General features: G+C 72.8%; 22 protein-coding genes. 10 read left to right on the top strand and 12 right to left on the bottom strand.

Translation table 11 applies throughout. From position 1 onward, the window contains the following. The first annotated feature begins 99 nt into the window (after positions 1-99). Positions 100-744, top strand: a complete 645-nt coding sequence (locus ACZ4VW_RS02935; RefSeq protein WP_467957739.1) for a PH domain-containing protein — start codon at positions 100-102, stop codon at positions 742-744. A 111-nt stretch (positions 745-855) separates the two neighbouring features. Here the strand turns inward: ACZ4VW_RS02935 and ACZ4VW_RS02930 are convergent, their stop codons facing one another. The 4 genes from ACZ4VW_RS02930 to ACZ4VW_RS02915 form a co-directional block, all read right to left on the bottom strand. Next, entirely contained in the window at positions 856-2,040 is a 1,185-nt protein-coding gene (locus ACZ4VW_RS02930; RefSeq protein ID WP_467957737.1) for a mannosyltransferase family protein, read from the bottom strand. Positions 2,041-2,248: 208 nt separating this feature from the next. After that, positions 2,249-3,913, bottom strand: coding sequence for a phospho-sugar mutase (locus ACZ4VW_RS02925; protein WP_467957735.1), 1,665 nt, complete (start codon positions 3,911-3,913; stop codon positions 2,249-2,251). A 161-nt stretch (positions 3,914-4,074) separates the two neighbouring features. Further along, positions 4,075-4,878 (bottom strand): purine-nucleoside phosphorylase, encoded by an 804-nt coding sequence (locus ACZ4VW_RS02920; protein ID WP_467957733.1) that lies wholly within the window; start codon positions 4,876-4,878, stop codon positions 4,075-4,077. A gap of 272 nt (positions 4,879-5,150) precedes the next feature. Next, on the bottom strand, positions 5,151-5,588 hold the full coding sequence (locus tag ACZ4VW_RS02915; RefSeq protein WP_467957731.1) for a gamma-glutamylcyclotransferase family protein: 438 nt from the start codon (positions 5,586-5,588) through the stop codon (positions 5,151-5,153). Positions 5,589-5,786: 198 nt separating this feature from the next. Here ACZ4VW_RS02915 and ACZ4VW_RS02910 point away from each other — a divergent pair, with 198 nt between their 5' ends. Together ACZ4VW_RS02910 and ACZ4VW_RS02905 are read left to right on the top strand one after the other, a co-directional pair. Continuing rightward, positions 5,787-7,226, top strand: a complete 1,440-nt coding sequence (locus ACZ4VW_RS02910) for an NAD(P)H-quinone dehydrogenase (RefSeq protein ID WP_467957729.1) — start codon at positions 5,787-5,789, stop codon at positions 7,224-7,226. A gap of 202 nt (positions 7,227-7,428) precedes the next feature. Then, a complete protein-coding gene (locus ACZ4VW_RS02905) occupies positions 7,429-8,361 on the top strand; it encodes a DeoR/GlpR family DNA-binding transcription regulator (protein WP_467958155.1) in 933 nt (310 codons plus the stop codon). A gap of 45 nt (positions 8,362-8,406) precedes the next feature. Here the strand turns inward: ACZ4VW_RS02905 and ACZ4VW_RS02900 are convergent, their stop codons facing one another. Both ACZ4VW_RS02900 and ACZ4VW_RS02895 read right to left on the bottom strand, forming a co-directional pair. Beyond that, complete coding sequence (locus tag ACZ4VW_RS02900; RefSeq protein WP_467957727.1) at positions 8,407-8,952, bottom strand: TetR/AcrR family transcriptional regulator; 546 nt, start codon at positions 8,950-8,952, stop codon at positions 8,407-8,409. Positions 8,953-9,038: 86 nt separating this feature from the next. Beyond that, positions 9,039-10,796: an acetyl-CoA carboxylase biotin carboxylase subunit gene (locus ACZ4VW_RS02895; protein WP_467957725.1), complete on the bottom strand. Its 1,758-nt coding sequence runs from the start codon at positions 10,794-10,796 to the stop codon at positions 9,039-9,041. A 372-nt stretch (positions 10,797-11,168) separates the two neighbouring features. Between ACZ4VW_RS02895 and ACZ4VW_RS02890 the strand changes: the two genes are divergently transcribed. After that, positions 11,169-11,594 (top strand): hypothetical protein, encoded by a 426-nt coding sequence (locus ACZ4VW_RS02890; protein ID WP_467957723.1) that lies wholly within the window; start codon positions 11,169-11,171, stop codon positions 11,592-11,594. A gap of 110 nt (positions 11,595-11,704) precedes the next feature. On the opposite strand, the gene ACZ4VW_RS02885 is transcribed toward ACZ4VW_RS02890, so the two are convergent. The 3 genes from ACZ4VW_RS02885 to ACZ4VW_RS02875 form a co-directional block, all read right to left on the bottom strand. After that, on the bottom strand, positions 11,705-12,310 hold the full coding sequence (locus ACZ4VW_RS02885) for a nucleoside triphosphate pyrophosphatase (RefSeq protein ID WP_467957721.1): 606 nt from the start codon (positions 12,308-12,310) through the stop codon (positions 11,705-11,707). Between the two features lie 89 nt (positions 12,311-12,399). After that, entirely contained in the window at positions 12,400-12,528 is a 129-nt protein-coding gene (mmpB, locus tag ACZ4VW_RS02880) for a morphogenic membrane protein MmpB (RefSeq protein ID WP_467957719.1), read from the bottom strand. A gap of 73 nt (positions 12,529-12,601) precedes the next feature. Further along, positions 12,602-13,270: a TetR/AcrR family transcriptional regulator gene (locus ACZ4VW_RS02875; protein ID WP_467957717.1), complete on the bottom strand. Its 669-nt coding sequence runs from the start codon at positions 13,268-13,270 to the stop codon at positions 12,602-12,604. 36 nt (positions 13,271-13,306) lie between these two features. Between ACZ4VW_RS02875 and ACZ4VW_RS02870 the strand changes: the two genes are divergently transcribed. Continuing rightward, positions 13,307-14,671 carry an MFS transporter gene (locus ACZ4VW_RS02870; RefSeq protein ID WP_467957715.1) on the top strand — a complete coding sequence of 455 codons (1,365 nt, stop codon included), beginning with the start codon at positions 13,307-13,309 and terminating at the stop codon, positions 14,669-14,671. A 193-nt stretch (positions 14,672-14,864) separates the two neighbouring features. Here the strand turns inward: ACZ4VW_RS02870 and ACZ4VW_RS02865 are convergent, their stop codons facing one another. Continuing rightward, positions 14,865-15,077, bottom strand: a complete 213-nt coding sequence (locus ACZ4VW_RS02865) for an acyl-CoA carboxylase epsilon subunit (protein WP_389173344.1) — start codon at positions 15,075-15,077, stop codon at positions 14,865-14,867. A 19-nt stretch (positions 15,078-15,096) separates the two neighbouring features. After that, positions 15,097-16,698 carry an acyl-CoA carboxylase subunit beta gene (locus ACZ4VW_RS02860; RefSeq protein ID WP_467957713.1) on the bottom strand — a complete coding sequence of 534 codons (1,602 nt, stop codon included), beginning with the start codon at positions 16,696-16,698 and terminating at the stop codon, positions 15,097-15,099. A 133-nt stretch (positions 16,699-16,831) separates the two neighbouring features. Between ACZ4VW_RS02860 and ACZ4VW_RS02855 the strand changes: the two genes are divergently transcribed. The 5 genes from ACZ4VW_RS02855 to hutH all read left to right on the top strand — a co-directional run bounded on the left by ACZ4VW_RS02855 (position 16,832) and on the right by hutH (position 22,785). Next, positions 16,832-17,683, top strand: a complete 852-nt coding sequence (locus ACZ4VW_RS02855; protein ID WP_467957711.1) for a biotin--[acetyl-CoA-carboxylase] ligase — start codon at positions 16,832-16,834, stop codon at positions 17,681-17,683. 156 nt (positions 17,684-17,839) lie between these two features. Beyond that, on the top strand, positions 17,840-18,979 hold the full coding sequence (locus ACZ4VW_RS02850) for an adenylate/guanylate cyclase domain-containing protein (RefSeq protein WP_467957709.1): 1,140 nt from the start codon (positions 17,840-17,842) through the stop codon (positions 18,977-18,979). A 110-nt stretch (positions 18,980-19,089) separates the two neighbouring features. Next, positions 19,090-19,887 carry an enoyl-CoA hydratase/isomerase family protein gene (locus ACZ4VW_RS02845; protein WP_467957707.1) on the top strand — a complete coding sequence of 266 codons (798 nt, stop codon included), beginning with the start codon at positions 19,090-19,092 and terminating at the stop codon, positions 19,885-19,887. A gap of 100 nt (positions 19,888-19,987) precedes the next feature. After that, entirely contained in the window at positions 19,988-21,103 is a 1,116-nt protein-coding gene (locus tag ACZ4VW_RS02840; protein WP_467957705.1) for a GGDEF domain-containing protein, read from the top strand. A 140-nt stretch (positions 21,104-21,243) separates the two neighbouring features. Continuing rightward, on the top strand, positions 21,244-22,785 hold the full coding sequence (gene hutH / locus ACZ4VW_RS02835; RefSeq protein ID WP_467958153.1) for a histidine ammonia-lyase: 1,542 nt from the start codon (positions 21,244-21,246) through the stop codon (positions 22,783-22,785). A 66-nt stretch (positions 22,786-22,851) separates the two neighbouring features. Here the strand turns inward: hutH and ACZ4VW_RS02830 are convergent, their stop codons facing one another. Then, on the bottom strand, positions 22,852-23,112 hold the full coding sequence (locus ACZ4VW_RS02830) for an LAETG motif-containing sortase-dependent surface protein (RefSeq protein WP_467957703.1): 261 nt from the start codon (positions 23,110-23,112) through the stop codon (positions 22,852-22,854).

Raw genomic sequence — 23,112 nt, 5'->3', positions numbered from 1 at the left:
GACCTGTACAGCCCCGGGGTTTCGAAGGGGGCTGTGCGCGGGCCGGGGCCGGGCCCTCCGCCCGAGCCCGCGCGCACCCCGTGAGGCAGAATCGGGACCATGACGAACCCGCCCCCGCCCTCTCAGCAGCCCGCCGAGCCGACCTACGCCGACCGGGTCTTCCGGTCGTCCATGGGCATCGCGGGCGGTGTCCTGCTGCTCGTCCTGGCCGGGTGGTTCTGCGGTGACGCGATGGTCCGCGGGGAGGGGCGCACCCCGTGGGTCGCCCTGGCGGGTCTGCTGTGCGTCGTGCCGCTCGTCGTCGCGTTCACGATCCGGCCCGCGGTCTTCGCGAACGACGACAGGCTCCGGGTCCGCAACCCGTTCCGCTCCATCCTGCTCCCGTGGGCGGCGGTGGCCGACGTCCGCGCCGGGTACTCCAGCGAGGTGCTGACCCGGACCGGGACGACGTACCAGCTCTGGGCCGTGCCCGTCTCCCTGCGCCAGCGCAAGCGGGTGGCCCGCCGGCAGGCACGCGCCGCTCAGGACGACCCGCACGGCCGCACGTCCGTCCACGCGAGCGTGGACGACCAGGAGCGCCTCGCCCCGGCCGACCAGACGATCGCCGACCTGCGCGAACTCGCCGAGCGCTGCGCCGGCCGCCCGGGCGCCCAGGGAGTTCCGCAGGTGCGCTGGGCGTACGAGATCATGGCGCCGGCGGTGGCGGGGCTGGTCCTGCTGATCGTCCTGCTCGCGACGGGCTGAGCCCGGGACGACGCCTGGGACGACGCCCGGGACGACGCCCGGGACGACGGCCGGCGAGCGCGGCGGGGGAGCGGGTCCGGGGAGCCCCCGGCCGGCGCCCCCGCCGGCCGCTCAGGGTGCGCCCGACCAGACCAGGAGCATGTAGCCGCCCAGCCACGTCGAGGACAGGACCGCCCCCGCGAGCACCAGCGCGGCCACATGGCGGCGCGCCCGGGACACCGCGAGGGCGAGCGGCAGCAGCAGGGGGAAGCCGGGCAGCAGGAAGCGGGCGCGGGGGAAGTACACGCCGCCGCTGCCCAGGACCACGAGCAGCAGCACCCCGGCGAAGACGAGCAGCGCCGGCGGCTGGCGGTCGGCCAGGCAGAGCAGGAACAGGAGCGCGGAGCCGATCAGGACCAGCGAGACCACGACCAGGAAGAGCTGCGGGGTCCGGTCGTACACGAACAGCTCGCGCAGCGTCCGCGCGGTCACGGCCCCGCCGTCCCACTCGTTGGTCCACAGCCGCTGGACGGCGAAATAGCCGTCCCAGCGGCCCAGCCGCAGGCCCACCCAGCCCACGAAGCCGAGCCAGCCCAGCGGGGCCACGAGGGCGGCCGCCAGGGCCGGCCGGCTGCCGCGCCGGGCGGCGAGCAGCCCCGCCACCGTCACCGCCGCCGCGACCGCGATCCCGGTCGGCCGGGTGAGCCCCGCGGCCACCGCGAGACCGGCGGCCCAGGCCCAGCGCCCGTCCAGGACGGCGTACAGCGCCCAGGCGGCGAGCGCGGTGAACAGCGACTCGGTGTAGCCCATCCACTGCACCGCGGCGACCGGTGTCGCGCCCCACAGCACCGCGAGGACCGTGCCGGTCCGCCGGCCGTGCAGCCGGTCGCCGACGGCGAAGACGCCCCAGGCGGCGACCAGCGAGCAGACCACCGCGAGCACCAGTCCGACGGAGGCGCGCGAGCCCGGGGTCACGGCGGCGAACGCCTTGATCAGGGCGGGGAAGAGCGGGAAGAACGCCAGGTTGTTCTCGTAGACCCGCGTGCCGAGCTCCCGCTCGTACCCGTGGTCGGCGATCCCCACGTACCACTCGGAGTCCCACGACGCGGCCAGCGTCGGCCAGACGCCGTGCCCCTTGAGATGCGCCCAGCGGGCGAGCACCAGCAGACCGAGGAGCCGCACGGCCAGAAAGCCGGCCAGCGCGGGCGCGGCGTGGCGCAGTGTGCCGCGCACCCGCTCCGGAAGACGCTCGCCGCGCGGGGACGGAGGTCGCCGGGAGGCGGGAACGGTCGGTCGGACGGTCAGGACCGGGGGCACTGCGGCGGCTCCAGGAAGGCTCGGCGGGACACCGGGTCACCCTGGCCCGGCCCACCCGGCGGCGGGACGCGGGTTAGGACGACTGCCGTACCGAATTCACCCGTACGGGAACGGCGAGAGGCCCGCACGGAAGCGATTCCGCACGGGCCTCGGCCGAAAACAGCCACCGCGAACAGCCGCCGCGGCCGGGCCGCGGGCCGGCCGGTGCTCAGAGCCCGGCCGCCTCCGACAGGTCCCGCTTGATCGCCGAGAGCACCTCGGCGCCCTTCGCCCGGGCCGCCGCCAGCTCGCTCGCGTCGGCCACCGGGATCACGACCTCCAGGTAGCACTTCAGCTTGGGCTCCGTGCCGGACGGACGGACGATGACCCGGGCCTTGTAGTCGCCGTCCAGGTAGTAGCGCAGACCGTCCGTCGGGGGCAGCGACTCCGTGCCCTTCGTCAGGTCCTCCGCCGTCGTCACCGTCAGCCCCGCGAGCCGGACCGGAGGCCGCTCGCGCAGCGCGCTCATCGCGTTCGCGATGACGCTCAGGTCCTCGACCCGCACCGACAGCTGGTCCGTGGCGTGCAGGCCGTGGGCCACCGCCAGGTCGTCGAGGAGGTCGGTGAGCGTACGGCCCTGCTCCTTGAGCTCCGAGGCCAGCTCGGCGACGACCAGCGCCGCCGTGATGCCGTCCTTGTCGCGGACGCCCTCGGGGTCGACGCAGTAGCCCAGCGCCTCCTCGTAGCCGTACCGCAGGCCGTCCACGCGGGCGATCCACTTGAAACCGGTCAGGGTCTCCTCGTGTCCGACGCCCGCCGCCCCGGCGATCCTGCCGAGCAGCGAGGACGACACGATCGACTCCGCGAAGACGCTGCTCTTGTCACCGGACACCCCTTTGCGCACCAGGTGCGCCGCGAGCAGCGAGCCCACCTCGTCACCGCGCAGCATCCGCCAGCCGCCCTCGACCGCCGGGTCCGGCACGGCCACCGCGCAGCGGTCGGCGTCCGGGTCGTTGGCGATCACGATGTCGGGAGCCACGGCGCGGGCCGCCTCGAAGGCGAGGTCCATGGCGCCCGGCTCCTCCGGGTTCGGGAAGGCGACGGTCGGGAACGCCGGGTCGGGCTCGGCCTGCTCGGCCACGAGCGCGGGCGGCGGGAAGCCGGCCCGGGCGAAGGCCGCCGTCAGGACGTCCTTGCCGACGCCGTGCATGGCCGTGTAGACGGTCCGGACGGTGCGGGGGCTGCCGGGGGTCAGGACGGCGTCCGTACGCGCCAGATAGGCGTCCAGGACCTCGTCACCGAGGGTCTCCCAGCCTTCCGACGGCCGGGGGACGTCGCCCAGCGAGCGCACGGCGTCGATCTCGGCGGCGATCTCCGCGTCCGCGGGCGGCACGATCTGCGAGCCGTCACCGAGGTAGACCTTGTAGCCGTTGTCGCGCGGCGGGTTGTGGCTCGCGGTGACCTCGACACCGGCGACGGCGCCCAGGTGCCTTATGGCGAACGCCAGGACGGGCGTCGGCAGCGGGCGGGGCAGCAGGGCCGCCCGCAGTCCGGCGCCGGTCATCACGGCGGCGGTGTCCCGCGCGAAGTCGGCCGACTTGTAGCGGGCGTCGTAGCCGATCACGACCAGGCCACCGGTCTGCCCCTTGGCCTTCAGGTACGCGGCGAGGCCCGCGGCGGCCCGGATGACGACCGAGCGGTTCATCCGCATGGGGCCCGCGCCGAGCTCGCCGCGCAGTCCGGCCGTACCGAACTGCAGCGTGCCCGCGAACCGGGCGGCGAGCTCGTCGGTGTCACCGGTCTCGATGAGTGCGGCGAGCTCCTCGCGGGTCTCGCTGTCGGGGTCCTCGGCGAGCCAGGCCTTGGCCCGGGCCAGGAGGTCGTCCTGCGTCACGGTGGGTGCCTTTCGGAGGTACGGGGGAGGGTACGGGCGGGGGTCGGTGCCGCTGCGCGAAGCCTTCCCCCACCCCGCCCCTCCCCGAAACGGGGGGCGGGCCCCCGGACCCCGTACGGCTCCGGCCGTCTTCAGGGGGCGGGGGCAGGGCGCCGTACGGGTCAGATGCGGTCGAGGACCCGCGTCAGGAGCTCGCCCATCCGCGCCGCCGAGTCGCGGCCCGCCTGGAGGACCTCCTCGTGGTTCAGCGGCTCGCCCGACAGGCCCGCCGCCAGGTTGGTGACCAGGGAGATGCCCAGGACCTCGGCGCCCGCCTCGCGGGCCGCGATGGCCTCCAGGACCGTGGACATGCCGACCAGGTCGCCGCCCATGACGCGGACCATGTTGATCTCGGCCGGGGTCTCGTAGTGCGGGCCGGGGAACTGCACGTAGACGCCCTCTTCGAGGGTCTCGTCGACCTCCTTGCACAGCGCGCGCAGCCGCGGCGAGTACAGGTCGGTGAGGTCCACGAAGTTGGCGCCGACGATCGGGGAGGCGGCCGTCAGGTTGATGTGGTCGCTGATCAGGACCGGCTGACCGGGGCGCATGCCCTCGCGCAGACCACCGCAGCCGTTGGTGAGCACGACGGTCCGGCAGCCGGCGGCGACGGCGGTGCGCACACCGTGGGCGACGGAGGCGACGCCCCGGCCCTCGTAGAAGTGCGTGCGGCCCAGGAAGACCAGCACGTGCTTCGCGCCGATCTTGTACGAGCGGACCTTGCCGCCGTGTCCCTCGACGGCCGGCGGCGGGAAGCCGGGAAGCTCGGTCACGGGGAACTCGGCCTCCGGAGCGCCGAGCGCGTCGACGGCCGGCGCCCAGCCGGAGCCCATGACGAGGGCGACGTCGTGGGTCTCGACTCCGGTCAGCTCGCGAAGACGCGCGGCAGCGGCCTCGGCGGCCTCGTACGGGGTGGCAGTTGCGTTCACTGACTCTCTCGCCTCGGGGAGGGGGGTCCGAGGGAGGAGCCCCGGACGGATTTCATACGCGCAGAAGCGTAGCCCGAGAATTCCTACGCGCGTAGATGACGATGCTGACGGACATGCGATCGTTGTCTTGTCGTTTCCGACGAATGGCGGGGCCGACGGCCCGCGCGTGTTCCGCCAGGCCGATACCGCCGCGAACCGGGGCCGGTCGCCCGTGCGGGGCCCAACCGCCCTCCGCGAGGGACGCGACCGGCTGCCCGCCCGGGTGTGACCGGCTAGCAGGGCCGCTTGCGCAGCTCCATCACGTAGTCGTGCGGGGCGCCCGCCGACTCGGCCGCGTCCGCGATCTCGCCGAGGTAGCGGGCGGAGGGCAGGCCGCCCTCGTACGCGTTCAGCACGTACACCCAAGCGGGCTCCTCGCCGTCCAGGGTGTCCACCCGGACCCGCATCCGGCGGTAGATGTCGAGGCCGACGCCCTCCCAGCGGTCCATCGAGTCCTCGTCCATCGGGGCGATGTCGTACAGCGCGACGAAGACCTGGGAACGCGGCGCCTCGACGATCGTGGCCAGCGCTCCCTCCCAGCCCATCTGCTCGCCGCCGAAGGTCAGCCGCCAGCCGTTGAGCCAGCCGGTGCCGCGCAGCGGGGAGTGCGGGGCGCGGCGGGTCATGAGCCGCGCGTCGAGGTTGCCGGCGTACGCGGCGTAGAGCGACATGGGATCGAGGGTACGGGAGGGGAGGGGGTACACGCGGAAGTCCGTGGTGGGGGGCCGTATGGAGGCCCCGGCGAGAGGCAGGCCCCGGCGTACGGGACAATGGGGTACGCACTTGAAGCGTGCGGGACAATGGCGTACGCACTGCAGCCCCAGCGGGGGGACCCCCCGGCAGAACGAGAGCGCGAGGCGTAGATCCCAGTGACCCGGATCGTGATCATCGGCGGCGGACCCGGCGGATACGAGGCGGCCCTGGTGGGCGCCCAACTCGGCGCGGAGGTGACCGTCGTGGACTGCGACGGCCTCGGCGGCGCGTCCGTCCTGACCGACTGCGTCCCCTCGAAGACCCTCATCGCGACGGCCGAGGTGATGACGACCTTCGACTCCTCGTACGAGGAGCTGGGCATCATCGTCGCGGACGACACCCCGCACGTGGAGCAGGCCGCCCGTGTCGTCGGTGTCGACCTCGGCAAGGTCAACCGCCGGGTGAAGCGCCTGGCGCTCGCCCAGTCGCACGACATCACCGCCTCCGTCACCCGGGCCGGCGCCCGTGTCCTGCGCGGCCGCGGGCGGCTCTCGGGCCGCCAGGCCGTGGACGGCTCCCGCCAGGTGATCGTGACCTCCGCCGACGGTTCGGAGGAGTCGCTGACCGCGGACGCCGTGCTGATCGCGACCGGTGGCCGGCCGCGCGAGCTGCCCGACGCGCAGCCCGACGGCGAGCGCATCCTGAACTGGACCCAGGTCTACGACCTCAAGGAGCTCCCGGAGGAGCTCATCGTGGTCGGTTCGGGTGTGACGGGTGCCGAGTTCGCCGGGGCCTACCAGGCGCTGGGCTCGCGGGTGACCCTGGTGTCCAGCCGTGACCGCGTGCTGCCGGGCGAGGACCCGGACGCGGCCGCCGTCCTCGAGGACGTCTTCCGCCGCCGCGGCATGAACGTCATGGCCCGCTCGCGCGCCGAGTCCGCCAAGCGCGTCGGCGACCGCGTCGAGGTCGCCCTCGCCGACGGCCGGATCATCTCCGGAACCCACTGCCTCATGGCGGTCGGCGCGATTCCGAACTCGGCCGGAATGGGGCTGGAGGAGGCCGGGGTCCGGCTCAAGGACTCGGGCCACATCTGGACCGACCGGGTCTCGCGCACCTCCGCACCGGGCGTGTACGCCGCCGGTGACGTCACCGGCGTCTTCGCGCTGGCCTCGGTGGCGGCGATGCAGGGCCGGATCGCGATGTACCACTTCCTCGGCGACGCCGTGGCCCCGCTGAACTTGAAGACCGTCTCCTCGAACGTCTTCACCGACCCCGAGATCGCGACCGTCGGCTTCACCCAGGCGGACGTCGACGCGGGCAAGATCGAGGCCCGGGTCGTCAAGCTGCCGCTGCTGCGCAACCCGCGCGCCAAGATGCAGGGCATCCGGGACGGCTTCGTCAAGATCTTCTGCCGTCCGGGCACCGGGATCGTGGTGGGCGGCTGCGTCGTGGCCCCGAAGGCGAGCGAGCTGATCCACCCCATCTCGATCGCGGTCGACAACAATTTGACGGTCGAACAGATCGCAAACGCTTTCACCGTGTACCCCTCCCTGTCGGGCTCGATCGCCGAAGTGGCACGGCAGTTGCACACCCGAAAGACGGCGGCCGAGGGCTGACCCGCCCTCCCGCCTGGGAAGATCTGGACAACCCCCGGCAAGGCGGGGCATAGAACGATCAACGACGGGGCCTCTCATACCACTTGGAGGCCCCGTCCATGCGCATCTTCTGCAATTCGGCGCATAGTGCTGAAAAGTATCCGGCGGTCAGGTTACTGTCAGTTTCGTGTTCGCTGCAGAACGTCGTCAGTTGATCCTCGAAATGGTGCGCGCCAACGGAGCCGTGTCGCTCCGGGAGCTCGCCCGCGTCGTCCAGACCTCAGAAGTGACCGTACGGCGAGACGTGCGGGCACTGGAGGCAGAAGGACTCCTCGACCGCCGGCACGGCGGTGCGGTACTGCCGGGCGGGTTCACCCGAGAATCCGGCTTCCCGCAGAAATCCCATCTCGCGACCGCGGAGAAGACCGCCATCGCCGACGTCGCCGCGAGCCTCGTCGAAGAGGGCGAGGCCATCGTCGTCGGCGCCGGCACGACCACGCAGGAGCTGGCCCGTCGGCTCGCCCGCGTGCCCGGCCTGACCGTGGTCACCAACTCCCTCCTCGTCGCCCAGGCACTCGCCCACGCCAACCGGGTCGAGGTCGTCATGACCGGCGGCACGCTGCGCGGCTCGAACTACGCGCTGGTGGGCAGCGGGGCCGAGCAGTCCCTCCAGGGGCTGCGGGTCTCCCGCGCCTTCCTCTCCGGCAGCGGTCTGACCGCCGAGCGCGGCCTGTCGACGTCCAACATGCTCTCCGCGAGCGTGGACCGGGCGCTGGTGCAGGCGGCGGCGGAGGTCGTGGTCCTGGCCGATCACACCAAGCTCGGCACCGACACCATGTTCCAGACGGTACCGACCGACGTGATCACCCGGCTCGTCACCGACGAGCCGCCGGCGCACGACGACCGGGCCGCGACGGAGCTCCAGGCGCTGGCCGACCAGGGTGTCCAGATCGCCGTGGCCGGGACGGGATCGAGCGCGGGACCGGCGGGTGACCCGGCGCCCCCGGGCGCCCGCCAGCGCCGTGACCTGCCGCTCCCCGGGCAGCGCGGCCGCCACCCGGCCGGCCAGTTCCGCGGCGCCCCGACCTCCGCCCTGACCGCCGAGGCGATGGCGCCGGAGCGCACGGCCCGGGTCGCGGACATGCGCCGCCGCTGACCAGCCGCTCGGCGGAGGACCGCATGCGGCGGCTCTCACGGAGCGTCAGGCTCTGAGGCCCCGCAGGGTCAGGTCGAGCAGTCGGTCCGGCAACGCCGCGTCGTCCGGGTTCTGTTCGGCGGCGAGCGCGATGGCGTTGGTGAGCTGCATCAGATCGCCGATGGACACATCGGCGCGGACCGTGCCCGCCTCTCGGGCGCGGGACAGCAGCGCCTCACCACTCGCACGCAGCGGCACGCTGCACTCCGTGAGCGCCGAACTCGCGTCCCGTGACGCCGACATGAGCGCCCGGGCGAACCCCCGGTACTCACCGGCGTGGGCGATCAGGGCGCGCAGCCACTCCACGAGCGCCGGACACGGCTCCTCGGCCGCCGCCAGCTCACGGCCCCGCCGGACCAGCGCCGCCAAAGCCTCCTGGAACACGGCGTTCACCAGCGCGTCCCGAGTGGGGAAGTGCCGGTACAGCGTGCCGATGCCGACCCCCGCGCGGCGGGCGACATCCTCCAGCGAGGCGTCCGTGCCCTGCTCGGCGAAGGCGGCCCGGGCTTCGGTCAACAGCCGCTCGTGATTGCGGCGCGCGTCGGCGCGCATCGGGGCTCCTCGGTTCGGCGAAGGGCCCGCAGGCGGCGTGCCTGCGGGCCCTTCCCAGCGTACGAACGGCGAACGCCGTCGGTCGGTCAGTCCTTGATCTCGCAGATCGCGGCGCCGGAGGTGATCGAGGCGCCGACCTCGGCGGAGAGGCCCTTGATGGTGCCGGAGCGGTGCGCGTTCAGCGGCTGCTCCATCTTCATGGCCTCCAGGACGACGATCAGGTCGCCCTCCTTGACCTCCTGGCCCTCCTCGACGGCCACCTTCACGATGGTGCCCTGCATCGGGGAGGCGAGCGTGTCGCCGGAGGCCGTCGGGCCGGACTTCTTCGCGGCGCGGCGCTTCGGCTTGGCGCCGGCGGCCAGGCCCGTGCGGGCCAGGGTCATGCCGAGCGAGGACGGGAGCGAGACCTCCAGGCGCTTGCCGCCGACCTCGACGACGATCGTCTCGCGGCCGGACTCGTCCTCCTCCTCGGCCTCGGAGCCCGCCGGGGCGAACGGCTTGATCTCGTTGACGAACTCGGTCTCGATCCACCGGGTGTGGACCCGGAACGGGTCGGCCGTGAAGGCGGGGTCGACGACCACGGCCTGGTGGAACGGGATGGCCGTGGCCATGCCCTCCACCTTGAACTCGGCCAGGGCGCGGGCGGCGCGCTGCAGCGCCTGCTCACGGGTGGCGCCGGTCACGATCAGCTTGGCCAGGAGCGAGTCCCAGGCCGGGCCGATGACCGAGCCGGACTCGACGCCCGCGTCCAGACGGACACCGGGGCCGGAGGGGGCGTCGAAGGTGGTGACGGTGCCGGGCGCGGGCAGGAAGCCCCGGCCCGGGTCCTCGCCGTTGATACGGAACTCGAAGGAGTGACCCCGCACGGCCGGGTCGCCGTACCCCAGCTCCTCGCCGTCGGCGATCCGGAACATCTCACGGACCAGGTCGATGCCGGTGACCTCTTCGGTGACCGGGTGCTCCACCTGCAGGCGGGTGTTGACCTCGAGGAAGGAGATCGTGCCGTCGGTGCCGACCAGGAACTCGACCGTGCCGGCGCCGACGTAGCCGGCCTCCTTCAGGATCGCCTTCGACGCCCGGTACAGCTCCGCGTTCTGAGCCTCGGTGAGGAACGGCGCGGGGGCCTCCTCGACGAGCTTCTGGTGGCGGCGCTGGAGCGAGCAGTCACGGGTGGAGACGACGACCACGTTGCCGTGGGTGTCGGCGAGGCACTGGGTCTCGACGTGCCGCGGCTTGTCCAGGTAGCGCTCGACGAAGCACTCGCCGCGGCCGAAGGCGGCGACGGCCTCGCGAACGGCGGAGTCGTAGAGCTCCGGCACCTCTTCGAGGGTGCGGGCGACCTTCAGACCGCGACCGCCACCACCGAAGGCGGCCTTGATCGCGATCGGCAGGCCGTGCTCCTCGGCGAAGGCGACGACCTCGTCGGCACCGGAGACCGGGTCGGGCGTACCGGCGACGAGCGGGGCGCCCGCGCGCTGGGCGATGTGACGGGCCGCCACCTTGTCGCCGAGGTCGCGGATGGCCTGCGGCGGCGGGCCGATCCAGGTCAGGCCGGCGTCGAGCACGGCCTGGGCGAACTCGGCGTTCTCGGAAAGGAACCCGTAGCCGGGGTGGATCGCGTCCGCGCCCGAGTCCTTCGCCGCCTGCAGCACCTTGGCCATGTCCAGATAGCTGGCGGCCGGGGTGTCACCGCCCAGAGCGAACGCCTCGTCGGCCGCGCGGACGTGCAGAGCGTCCCGGTCCGGATCGGCGTAGACGGCTACGCTGGCGATCCCGGCGTCCCGGCAAGCACGGGCGACACGGACAGCGATTTCGCCACGGTTGGCGATGAGCACCTTGCGCACGATGGCTCCCTCCTTGAAACAAGCTGAGTTTAGGGACTGCCGACACGGCACTTCGACCCGTCCCCAGTGGTGAGCTTGCCCACACGGAGCGTGATACGAGGCTTGCTCGGGTCGTGAAATCCCTTGTCGTACCACGGTACGCAGGGTTCCTCTACGGCACAGTAGCTCCGAGGTGTGGCACAGGTCTCTGTTCGGGGAGCCAGTCGCCGATCGGGTTTCTTTGTGGAGTCCCTACGAATGGCGCAATGATTCTTTGCCCTGTCATCCGTACGTGCGGACCCTTGTCCGAAGGTTTACCCGGCAGTAGCCTTCGCGCAGTCATTCGTACTGCAGGTAACAGCCGTAGCAGGCGTGTACAGGGGGAGGCCCGGGGTGGCCCGCAGACCGATAGCTCTCGTGACGGCGGCGGTGTTGTTCCTGGAGGCACCGGGAATCGTCGCGCTCAACGCCGTCATGGCACGGTTCGTCGAGGTGCAGTCGATGTCCCTCGACGGCCTCGATCCGGACCACATGGTGACCGGTACGTGGGTGCTCGGCATCGTCTCCGGGCTGCTCCTCGCGCTCTGCGCCACCGTGGCTCTCGTCGCCGGCATACGCGACAGGCGCCCCGGGCGCGCCGGCCGGGGTCTGCTCGTCGGCTGCGCCGTCGTGCACGGGGTGCTCGGCGCGGTGACGGTCGGTCTGATCGGCTGGGGCGCCTTCGCGTTCATGACCGTGGTGCTGGGGCTGATCGTGCTGACCCTGGTGGCGTACGGAAAGGGCGCCGACGCCCTGGAGCAGGCGCCGGCACCGGCGTAGGCCCGGAACGCCGGGCGGCCCGGAACGCCGGGCTGCCCGGAACGCCGGGCGAGGGGCGGGTCGAGCGCGGGCTGGGCGAGCGGGGGCGGGTCGGGCGCGGGCGGGTGCGCTCACTCCCACAGGTCGGTGATGGAGACCCCGAGCTTGCCGAGGAGGGTGCGCAGCAGGGGCAGCGACAGGCCGATCACATTGCCCGGATCCCCGTCGATCCCGTCGATGAACGGGGCCGAGCGGCCGTCGAGGGTGAACGCGCCCGCCACGTGCAGCGGTTCGCCGCTCGCCACGTACGCGGCGATCTCCTCGTCCGTCGGCTCGCCGAAGCGGACGACGGTCGAGGCGGTCGCCGACTCGTAGCGCTTGGCCGCCGTGTCGTACACACAGTGACCCGTCTGGAGGATGCCCACGCGCCCGCGCATCGCCTTCCAGCGCGTGGTGGCCTCCTCGGCGTCGGCGGGCTTGCCGAGGGCCTGGCCGTCGAGCTCCAGGACCGAGTCGCAGCCGATGACGAGTGCGCCGAAGACCTCGGGGCGGGCGGCGACGTGCGCGGCCTTGGCCTCGGCGAGCGCGAGGGCGAGTTCGGCCGGGGTGGGGGCGTGCGTCTTGTCCTCGTCGACGCCGCTCACGATCACCTCGGGGGCGAGTCCGGCCTGCCGCAGCAGTCCGAGACGGGCGGGTGAGGCGGAGGCGAGCACGACACGGCGGCGATCAGCAGTCATGGGGAAAGCGTAGCCAGTGCGGGCGCCCTCGGGGGGCCTTCACGAGCCCCCGGACGGCCTCGGAAACACTCGGGCGCCCCGTGACCCCGTCAGTGGACGCCGGCCACGAACATCGCCACCACCATCGCCAGGGCCAGCAGGATGGACGCGCGGCGCAGCATGGCCTGCATGTCGCGCATCTCCTTCGGCGGCTCGTTCTTCGGGTCGGACCAGAGCATGCTCCGATCCTGCGACCGCGACGGCCCGGGCGCCTGAGTACTCGTACTCAGACGCCCCGGCCCAACGGCCTCATTACGGCAGGGTGAACACTCCGTCGCCCGCCGCCGACAGCGCCGCCCGGACCGCGCGATCCGCGTCCTCGGGGCCCAGCGGCTCACGCGTGATCATGAAGCGGTAGTAGAGCGGCGCCGAGACCGCGCGCAGCAGTTCGAAGCCGTCCGTGTCCGGCGGGATCTCGCCCCGGGCCGCGCCCCGCTTCACCACCGGGGCCCACTCCTCCAGGCGGGCCCGGTAGAAGCCGTTCAGCGCCTCGGCGCACTCCTCGTCGCAGGCGGCGGCCGCGATGACCGCGCGGAAGACGGCGCCCATCCGCCGGTCGGTGAGGGTGGTGACGACGAGCGTGGCGTTGGCCCGCAGGTCGCCCGCCAGGCTGCCGGTGTCGGAGGCGGGGAGGGACTGCTCCGCCATGTCCCGCAGGAGGTCGGTGACGAGGCCGACCGGGGAGCCCCAGCGGCGGTAGACGGTCGTCTTGCCGACGCCCGCGCTCGCGGCGACGTGGTCCATGTTCAGCGCGTGGAAGCCCGCCGTGGCCAGGGCGTCCTCGGTCGCTTCGAGGACGGCCCGGCGCACCTTCGCGGTACGGCCCCCGGGGCGCACGGTGCCGGGCACGGCCGGCTGGCTCTCAGTCAAACGGGACTCCTGTTCCATTAATGACTCCGACTCTGCTACGGTCCTGGACATCCTAATGGAACCGAAAGCCCATTAAGGGGTCCGTCCATGGTCGCCACCGCGCTCTCCACCCGTACAGACGACTCACCCGCCCGCATGGACGGTCGCATGCGGCTCGTCCTCCTCGTCCTCCTCGTCGCCCAGTTCATGCTGGCCGTCGACTTCTCGATCCTGAACGTCGCGCTCCCCGTCATCGGCGAAGGACTCGGCTTCACCCTGGCCAACCTCCAGTGGATCGCCACCGCCTTCGCCCTCGCCGCCGCGGGATTCACCCTCCTCCTCGGGCGCGTCGCCGACATCGTCGGACGCCGCCGGCTCTTCCTGGCCGGCATGGCGCTCCTCGGGATCTCCTCCCTCGTCGGCGGACTCGCCACCAGTCCCGGGTTGCTGATGGCGGCTCGCGTCGCCCAGGGGCTCGCCACCGCCGCGGTCACCCCCGCCGGCCTCTCCCTGCTCACCTCCTCCTTCCCGGAGGGACCCCTGCGGGCCAAGGCACTCGGCCTCAACGGCGCCCTGATGTCGGCCGGGTTCACCACCGGCGCCGTCCTCGGCGGCGTCCTGACCGACCTGCTCTCCTGGCGCTGGGCCTTCTTCGTCAACGTGCCGGTCGCCCTCGCCGTGCTCCTCGTCGCCCCCGCCGTCCTGAAGGAGAGCCGCCCCGCCTTCCGCCCCCGTCTCGACGTCCCCGGCGCCATCACCGTCACCGGCGGGCTCCTCGCCCTCGTCTACGGCCTCACCACCGAACCCCTGGCGCTCCCCCTCGGCGCCGCGCTGCTCGTCGCCTTCTGGTTCGTGGAGCGGCGGGCCGCCTCGCCGCTCGTCCCCGTACGGATCCTCACGCGCCGCACCGTCGTCCTCGGCAACCTCGCCGGGCTCGTCGCCTTCGTCACCGAGACCTCGCTGGTCTTCCTGATGACGCTCTACCTCCAGGACGTCCTGGGCTTCTCGCCGCTCGCCGCCGGGCTGTCCTTCGGCGTCCTGGGCGCGGGCACGGTCCTCGGCGGGGTGTACGCGTCCCGGTTCATCGGCCGCTACGGCGCCCGTACGGCGCTCGTCGCCGGCGGACTCCTCCAGGCCGCAGCCACCCTCTCCCTCTACGCCCTCGGGGACGACCGGAGCTGGCTCTGGCTGCTGCTCGCCGGCACCTTCGCCGGCGGCGTCGGCAACATGCTCGCCATCGTCGGCTTCATGGTCACCGCGACCTCCGGACTGCCCGACTCCGAGCAGGGGATGGCCACCGGGCTCGCCACCATGACCCAGCAGATCGGCATCACCATGGGCACGCCGATCATGAGCGCCGTCGTGGTCACCTCCAGCACGGTCTTCGACGGCATCGGCATCGCGGTCCTCGTCAACGCCGCGATCGTCCTGGCGGGCGCGGTCCTCGCGGGCCTCTTCCTCCGCAGGGCGTGACGCCCGGTGCCGGTACGCCGGGACGCCCGGCCAGGCGTCCGCCGGTGCCGGGGTGCCAGGCCGCGGGTCCGTCCCGCCGTCGGGACGCCCCGGCACCGGTACGTCGGGATGCCCCGGCACCGGGACGCCGGGACGCACGAAGGCCGGACCTCCCGCACAAGAGGTCCGGCCTTCGCCGTGGTGCTGTCGACGCCTACGCCGGCCAGTAGGAGCGCGCCCAGGACCGCGGCCCCGGGCGGTGCCGTACCTCGCGCGCGATCCGCGACGGGTCCGACCAGCTCTCGGGAACCGCCGGGCCGCCGCCGGCCGCGGACGCCGCCGCAGTCGCCGCGGCCCGGGCCTGGACCACCGCCAGTGCGGCGGCCAACTCCTCCGGGGTCGGGTTTCCTCGTACGACCTTGATCACAGCGACTCCTTGTCAGGGCCTAGAGGGGGATGTTGCCGTGCTTCTTCGGAGGCAGGGATTCCCGCTTCGTCCGCAGCTGACGCAGGCCCTTGACGATCTGCGGGCGCGTGTCCGACGGCATGATCACACCGTCGATGTAGCCGCGCTCGGCCGCCGTGTACGGGTTGAGCAGCGTGTCCTCGTACTCCTGGATCAGCCGCGCGCGCTCGGCGGCCGCCTCGTTTGCGTCCTTGGCCGCCTCGATGGTGCGGCGGTGCAGGATGTTGACCGCGCCCTGCGCGCCCATGACCGCGATCTGCGCCGTCGGCCACGCCAGGTTCAGGTCCGCGCCCAGGTGCTTGGAGCCCATGACGTCGTACGCGCCGCCGAACGCCTTGCGGGTGATGACCGTGATCAGCGGGACGGTCGCCTCGGCGTACGCGTAGATCAGCTTCGCGCCCCGGCGGATGATGCCGCCGTACTCCTGGTCCACGCCCGGCAGGAAGCCCGGCACGTCGACGAAGGTGATGACCGGGATGTTGAAGGCGTCGCAGGTGCGGACGAAGCGCGCCGCCTTCTCGCTCGCGTTGATGTCCAGGCAACCGGCGAACTGCATCGGCTGGTTGGCGACGATGCCGACGGGGAAGCCCTCGACCCGGCCGAAGCCGGTCAGGATGTTCGGCGCGAACAGCGCCTGCGTCTCCAGGAACTCGCCGTCGTCCACGATGTGCTCGATGACGCCGTGCATGTCGTACGGCTGGTTCGCGGAGTCCGGGATCAGGACGTCCAGCTCACGGTCCTCGTCGTTCACCTCGGTCTCGGCGACCTCCGGGAAGGCCGGCGGCTCGGAGAGGTTGTTCGACGGCAGGTACGACAGCAGGGACTTGACGTACTCGATCGCGTCCTTCTCGTCGCCCGCCATGTGGTGGGCCACACCGGACGTGGTGTTGTGCGTCCGGGCGCCGCCCAGCTCCTCGAAGCCGACGTCCTCGCCGGTGACCGTCTTGATGACGTCGGGACCGGTGATGAACATGTGCGAGGTCTGGTCCACCATCACCGTGAAGTCGGTGATCGCGGGGGAGTAGACGGCACCGCCCGCGCACGGGCCGACGACCAGGGAGATCTGCGGGATGACACCCGAGGCGTGGGTGTTGCGGCGGAAGATCTCGCCGTACATGCCCAGCGCGCTGACACCCTCCTGGATGCGGGCGCCGCCGGAGTCGTTGATGCCGATGACCGGGCAACCCGTCTTCAGCGCGAAGTCCATCACCTTGATGATCTTCTGCCCGAAGGTCTCGCCCAGCGCGCCGCCGAACACCGTGAAATCCTGCGAGAAGACGGCGACCGGGCGGCCGTCGACCGTGCCGTAGCCGGTGACGACACCGTCTCCGTACGGCCGGTTCTTCTCCAGCCCGAAGTTGGTCGACCGGTGCCGGGCCAGCTCGTCGAGCTCCACGAAGGAGCCCTCGTCGAGCAGCAGCTCGATGCGCTCACGCGCGGTCAGCTTGCCCTTCGCGTGCTGCTTCTCCACGGCACGCTCGGAACCGGCGTGGGTGGCCTCGTCAATACGGCGCTGCAGATCCGCGATCTTGCCCGCGGTCGTGTGAATGTCGATTTCGTGTGGCTGTACCGACTCGGACATCGGGATGCGGCTCCCTGCCTGGTCACGGGGGTTCGTTGGCTACGAATGGGCTACTGCTCGGCTACTGACCCGTAGCGTATCGACGGCGATACGGTTCGGCACTGCGGTCTTTGCCACACCTAGTCTGGCTTGCATGACGTCCTCTCATGGCTCAGGAGGCCCCTGGTCCGACCTGGACCGGCCCCCTCTCAACGCCGCCGCGCTGCGCCGCGCCCTCGTGCTTCCCGACGGTCTGTGGACCTCGCTCGACGTGGTCCCCACCACCGGCTCCACCAACACCGACCTGGCCGCCCGCGCCGACGAACTGCCCGAGGGCGCGGTGCTCGTCGCCGAGGAGCAGACGGCCGGGCGCGGGCGGCTCGACCGCAGCTGGGTCGCGCCCGCCCGGTCCGGACTCTTCTTCTCCGTGCTGCTCAAGCCCGCGGTGCCGGTGCACCGCTGGGGATGGCTGCCGCTGCTCACCGGCGTCGCGGCGGCGACCGGGCTCGCGAAGTCCGCCGGGGCGGACCTCTCCCTCAAGTGGCCGAACGACCTGCTGGTTTCCGTCGGGGGCGAGGAACGCAAGACCGGCGGCATCCTCGCCGAACGGGCGGGCGAGGACGCGATCGTCGTCGGACTCGGCATCAACGTCACCCTGCGTGAGGACGAGCTGCCCGTCCCCGCGGCGGGCTCGCTGCTCCTCGCGAACGCGGTCTCCACCGACCGGGACACCCTGCTGCGATCGGTCCTGCGGTCCCTGGAGCACTGGTACGGGGAGTGGGTGCGGGCGGACGGCGACCCCGCGGCCTCCGGGCTCCAGGAGGCGTACGCCGCGGGCTGCGCCACCCTCGGCCGCCGCGTCCGGGCGGATCTCCCGGGTGAGCGCATGCTGGAGGGCGAGGCGCTTGCGCTGGACGGCGACGGCCGCCTGGTGGTGGCGACGGAGGGCGGCGGCACGGAGGCCGTCTCGGCGGGCGACATCGTCCACGTACGCGCTGGGTCGTAGAGCGCGTGAGGGCATCTGGGCCGCTCCGGCGGAACAGATGCCCACCGGCCCGGGCACGGTTCGGGCGTGAGCTGGCACACACCTGTCGTATCGTGGAGCGCGATCCAGGCGACAGATCGGCAGGGCAGTGGGCAGGGAACGGGCAGGAGGCGGCCGGTGACCGTCGACGACGCGCACAACGGCGGCGAGGCCGAGCCACCGGCGTACCCCACCCCGCACCATGTGGTCGACCACACGGCCGAGCCGACCGACGACCCGCTCGCCATCCGCCTCGAACAGCTCATCCTCGGCGCCGACCGCCGCTACACCCCCTTCCAGGCCGCCCGCACCGCCGGCGTCTCCATGGAGCTGGCCTCCCGTTTCTGGCGGGCCATGGGCTTCGCCGACATCGGCCAGGCCAAGGCGCTCACCGAGGCCGACGTGCTCGCCCTGCGCCGGCTCGCCGGTCTCGTGGAGGCGGGGCTGCTCAGCGAGCCGATGGCCGTGCAGGTCGCCCGGTCCACGGGGCAGACCACCGCCCGGCTGGCCGAGTGGCAGATCGACTCTTTCCTGGAGGGCCTCACCGAGCCGCCCGAGCCCGGCATGACCCGTACCGAGGTCACGTACCCCCTCGTCGAGCTCCTCCTGCCCGAGCTGGAGGAGTTCCTGATCTACGTCTGGCGCCGCCAGCTCGCCGCCGCCACCGGCCGGGTCGTGCAGGCCGCGGACGACGAGGAGATGGTCGACCGTCGGCTCGCCGTCGGCTTCGCCGACCTCGTCGGCTTCACGCGGCTGACCCGCCGCCTGGAGGAGGAGGAGCTCGGCGAGCTGGTCGAGGCGTTCGAGACGACCTGCGCCGACCTGGTCGCCGCGCACGGCGGCCGGCTGATCAAGACGCTCGGCGACGAGGTTCTGTACGCCGCCGACGACGCCGGCACGGCCGCCGAGATCGCCCTGCGGCTGATCGAGACGCTCAGCCACGACGAGACCATGCCGGCGCTGCGCGTCGGCATCGCCTTCGGCACGGTGACGACCCGCATGGGTGACGTCTTCGGCACGACGGTGAACCTGGCGAGCCGGCTCACCTCGATAGCGCCCAAGGACACGGTTCTGGTGGACGGGGCGCTCGCGAAGGAGCTGACCCGGACCGGCGACGCGCCGGTCTCGGAGACGCAGGCGGCCGAGGAGGCGGCCCGCGCCGAGAAGGAGGGCGACCAGCCCCCGACGTACCGCTTCGCGCTCCAGCCGATGTGGCAGCGCCCGGTGCGCGGACTCGGCGTGGTGGAGCCCTGGCAGCTGAGCCGCCGCCCCACCTAGGCATCCGCCCGCGCGGGGGGGCGGACGGCGCTTCCCCCCTAGGGGTGCCGGGTGGAGAGGGCCGCCCCTAGGATCCCCGGTGAACAGTCGTTAACCGGGAGGGTGCGGTCATGTCCCAGCAGTCGGAGCAGCGTTTTGGCGAGTTCGTCGCGGTCCGGAAGGTCGGGCACGTCGCCGAGCTCGTCCTCGACCGGCCCAAGGCCATGAACGCCGTCTCCTCCGAGATGGCCCGCTCCATCAGCGCGGCCTGCGCGGCGCTCGCCGAGGACGCGTCGGTACGGGTGACGGTGCTGACCTCCTCCAACGACCGCGCGTTCTGTGTCGGCGCCGACCTCAAGGAGCGCAACTCCTTCAGCGACGCCGAGCTCGTCCGCCAGCGCCCGACCGCGCGCGGGGCGTACACCGGCGTCCTGGAGCTGCCGATGCCCACCGTCGCCGCCGTGCACGGCTTCGCGCTCGGTGGCGGCTTCGAGCTGGCCCTCGCCTGCGATGTGATCGTGGCCGACGCCACGGCCGTGGTCGGGCTGCCCGAGGTGTCGGTGGGCGTGATCCCCGGAGGCGGCGGTACGCAGCTGCTTCCGCGCCGGGTCGGGGCGGCCCGCGCGGCCGAGCTGGTCTTCACGGCGCGCCGGGTGGAGGCCGTGGAGGCGCGCGAGCTGGGGCTCGTCGACCTGCTGGAGGAGGACGCGCGGACGGCCGCCCTGGAGCTGGCCGAACGGATCGCGGCCAACTCGCCGGTCGGGCTGCGCGCGGCGAAGCGCGCCATGCGGCTCGGGCAGGGCCTGGACCTGCGGGCGGGCCTGGAGGTCGAGGACGCGGCGTGGCGGTCGGTGGCGTTCTCGGGGGACCGGGCGGAGGGTGTGGCGGCCTTCAACGAGAAGCGCAAGCCGGCGTGGCCGGGTGAGTGAGCCCCCTGCACACTGGCGGAAATGTCCTTCTTTCATCCATATGTCACTTTCCGTGACGCTCCACAAGTAAAAACGGATGAAACCTACCTAAGCTGGAGGAATGGGAGAGGACGTGCGGCTGCGGGCCGTGGTGGCGCTGGCGCAGGCGATGGCGGCGGCGCACACACCGCGCGAGTTCTGGCGGGCGGCGGCGCTCGGTGCCCGCGACGGGCTCGGCGGGCACTTCGCCGCACTGTCCGTCTGGGAGCGGGACCACGGGCGGCTGAAGGTGCTGGTGAACGCCGGGGAGCGGGCGGTGGGGGAGGAGGAGTTCCCCGACGCGGAGACGTACCCCGTCCACCAGTTCCCCGAGATCACCGAGTTCCTGCACGAGCAGTGGGCGGGCGGCGGAGAGCCGGACGCCTGGGTGGAGACCGCGGGCGACCGGATCCCCACGGGCCGCGTCACCGGGCTTCGCCGGCGGGGGCGCGGCTGCTGCGTGGTCGCGCCGATCGTGTTGCACGGCCGGGCCTGGGGCGAGCTGTACGTGGCGCGGCCGGCCGGGGCGCGGGTCTTCGACCGCGACGACGCCGACTTCGCGGCGGTGCTCGCGGCCGTGGTGGCGGCGGGCATCGCCCAGGCGGAGCGCCTGGAGGAGGTGCGCAAGCTGGCCTTCACCGACCCGCTGACGGGGCTCGCGAACCGCCGCGCCGTCGACACCCGGCTGGACGAGGCGATCGAGCGGTACCGGGCGGACGGGTCCGTGGTGAGCCTGGTGGTCTGCGACCTGAACGGCCTGAAGCGGGTGAACGACACGCACGGCCACGCCGTCGGCGACCGTCTGCTGGAACGGTTCGGCTCGGTGCTCTCGCGGTGCGGGGCGATGCTGCCGGGGGCGCTGTCGGCGCGCCTGGGGGGCGACGAGTTCTGTCTGCTGTCGGTGGGACCGAGCGCGGACGAGGTGGTGGCGGTCGCGGACGAACTGTGCGTACGGGCCGGGGAACTGGAGCTCGGTGAGGGCGTCGCCTGCGGGGTGGCGTCGACGGGCGACCCCATCGGCCCGCTGAAGTCCGCCCGCCGCCTCTTCCGCCTCGCGGACGCGGCCCAGTACCGGGCGAAGGCGGCCCGCTCGTCGAAACCGGTCGTGGCGGGCCGCGACGGCACGGTCATCCAGCTCGCCGACGCCCCTCCGGGCGCCCGCGACCGCCGCCGCTTCCGTGACGCGCCGCCGGTGTAGTCCGGGCGCGCCGCCGGTGAAGGGCCGCGATGCCATGCGTCGGCCCGTCGCGCGGAAGGCTCCCCGGGGCCCGTGCGGAGCTGTGCGGCGGACACCTAGTGACAGGTCGCTCTTCAGTCCGTAGGGTGCTGAATATGGATATGCACACTGTCGTCCTTGGCACGTCCGGCACCACCCCCCAGGACGTCATCGACGTCGCCCGCCACGGCGCCCGGGTCGAGCTGTCGGCCGAGGCCGTGCGGGCGCTCGCCGGCGCGCGCGCCGTCGTCGACGCGCTCGCCGCGAAGCCCGAGCCCGTGTACGGCGTCTCGACCGGGTTCGGCGCGCTCGCCACCCGGCACATCAGCCCGGAGCTCCGTGCCCAGCTGCAGCGCAACATCGTCCGCTCGCACGCCGCCGGCATGGGCCCGCGCGTCGAGCGGGAGGTCGTGCGCGCGCTGATGTTCCTGCGGCTCAAGACCGTCGCCTCCGGGCACACCGGTGTCCGGCCCGAGGTCGCGCAGACCATGGCCGACGTCCTCAACGCCGGCATCACACCGGTCGTGCACGAGTACGGCTCGCTCGGCTGCTCCGGCGACCTCGCGCCGCTCTCCCACTGCGCGCTCACGCTGATGGGCGAGGGGGACGCCGAAGGCCCCGACGGCAGCGTCGGGCCCGCCGGTGAGCTGCTCGCCGCCGCCGGGATCGCGCCCGTCGAACTGCGCGAGAAGGAGGGCCTCGCCCTCCTCAACGGCACCGACGGCATGCTCGGCATGCTGATCATGGCCCTCGCCGACCTCGACACCCTCTACAAGTCGGCCGACATCACCGCGGCCCTCTCCCTCGAAGCCCTCCTCGGCACCGAGAAGGTCCTCGAACCGGAGCTGCACGCCATCCGCCCCCACCCGGGCCAGGGCGCCTCCGCCGCCAACATGCTCGCCGTGCTCAAGGGCTCCGGCCTCACCGGTCACTTCCAGGAGGAAGAGGCCCCGCGCGTCCAGGACGCGTACTCCGTGCGCTGCGCCCCGCAGGTGGCCGGCGCCGGCCGCGACACCATGGCCCACGCCCGTACGGTCGCCGAGCGCGAGCTCGCCTCCGCCGTCGACAACCCGGTGGTCCTCGCCGACGGTCAGGTGCGCTCCAACGGCAACTTCCACGGCGCCCCCGTCGCGTACGTCCTGGACTTCCTCGCCATCGCCGCCGCCGACCTCGGCTCCATCGCCGAGCGCCGCACCGACCGGCTCCTCGACAAGAACCGGTCCCACGGCCTGCCGCCCTTCCTCGCCGACGACGCCGGCGTCGACTCGGGCCTGATGATCGCCCAGTACACCCAGGCCGCCCTGGTCAGCGAGATGAAGCGGCTGGCCGTCCCGGCCTCCGCCGACTCCATCCCGTCCTCAGCGATGCAGGAGGACCACGTCTCCATGGGCTGGTCCGCCGCCCGCAAGCTGCGCACCGCGATCGGCAACCTCAACCGGATCATCGCCGTCGAGCTCTACGCCGCCACCCGCGGCATCGAGCTCCGCCGCGGCCTGACCCCCGCCCCCGCCTCGCAGGCCGCCATCGACGCCCTGCGCGCCGCCGGCGTCGAGGGGCCGGGCCCGGACCGCTTCCTCGCCCCCGACCTGGAGGCCGCCGACGCCTTCGTACGGGAGGGCAGGCTCGTCGCCGCCGTGGAGCCCGTCACCGGGCCGCTCGCGTAACCGTCACGGACGAGACGGCAGGGCCGCCTCCCCGGGCGCGGGGAGGCGGCCCTGCCGGCGTACGACTCAGTGGACCCGGCCGCCGCGTCTCATCGCCAGCGCCACGAAACCCGCTCCCACGGCGAGGAAACCCGTCCCGCCGATCAGATACGGCGTCGTGTCCGGGCCGCCGGTCTCCGCGAGACGGTTCTCGGTCGCCTCGCGCTCCTGCTGCGTCGAGGTGACCCGTTCCTCGTCGGTGGCGTTCGCGGACGGAACGAACCACAGCGCGACCAGCAGTGTCCCGGCCGCCGTGGCGGTCAGCAGTGGACGTCGGGCGACGGACAC

This window comes from Streptomyces sp. NPDC029139 (assembly GCF_055564335.1).
The sequence above is the reverse complement of the archived record's forward strand: the minus strand, read 5'-3'. Positions and strand labels throughout refer to the sequence as shown.

What these genes read in the sequence shown, in the direction of transcription:
- ACZ4VW_RS02875 (WP_467957717.1), bottom strand. Translation starts at nt 13,270, where the DNA reads ATGTCCAGGACCGTAGCAGAGTCGGAGTCATTAATGGAACAGGAGTCC.
- ACZ4VW_RS02915 (WP_467957731.1), bottom strand. Translation starts at nt 5,588, where the DNA reads ATGTCGCTCTACGCCGCGTACGCCGGCAACCTCGACGCGCGGCTCATG.
- ACZ4VW_RS02855 (WP_467957711.1), top strand. Translation starts at nt 16,832, where the DNA reads ATGACGTCCTCTCATGGCTCAGGAGGCCCCTGGTCCGACCTGGACCGG.
- ACZ4VW_RS02870 (WP_467957715.1), top strand. Translation starts at nt 13,307, where the DNA reads ATGGTCGCCACCGCGCTCTCCACCCGTACAGACGACTCACCCGCCCGC.
- hutH (WP_467958153.1), top strand. Translation starts at nt 21,244, where the DNA reads ATGCACACTGTCGTCCTTGGCACGTCCGGCACCACCCCCCAGGACGTC.
- mmpB (WP_467957719.1), bottom strand. Translation starts at nt 12,528, where the DNA reads ATGCTCTGGTCCGACCCGAAGAACGAGCCGCCGAAGGAGATGCGCGAC.
- ACZ4VW_RS02905 (WP_467958155.1), top strand. Translation starts at nt 7,429, where the DNA reads ATGGTGCGCGCCAACGGAGCCGTGTCGCTCCGGGAGCTCGCCCGCGTC.
- ACZ4VW_RS02885 (WP_467957721.1), bottom strand. Translation starts at nt 12,310, where the DNA reads ATGACTGCTGATCGCCGCCGTGTCGTGCTCGCCTCCGCCTCACCCGCC.
- ACZ4VW_RS02935 (WP_467957739.1), top strand. Translation starts at nt 100, where the DNA reads ATGACGAACCCGCCCCCGCCCTCTCAGCAGCCCGCCGAGCCGACCTAC.
- ACZ4VW_RS02845 (WP_467957707.1), top strand. Translation starts at nt 19,090, where the DNA reads ATGTCCCAGCAGTCGGAGCAGCGTTTTGGCGAGTTCGTCGCGGTCCGG.
- ACZ4VW_RS02840 (WP_467957705.1), top strand. Translation starts at nt 19,988, where the DNA reads ATGGGAGAGGACGTGCGGCTGCGGGCCGTGGTGGCGCTGGCGCAGGCG.
- ACZ4VW_RS02900 (WP_467957727.1), bottom strand. Translation starts at nt 8,952, where the DNA reads ATGCGCGCCGACGCGCGCCGCAATCACGAGCGGCTGTTGACCGAAGCC.
- ACZ4VW_RS02860 (WP_467957713.1), bottom strand. Translation starts at nt 16,698, where the DNA reads ATGTCCGAGTCGGTACAGCCACACGAAATCGACATTCACACGACCGCG.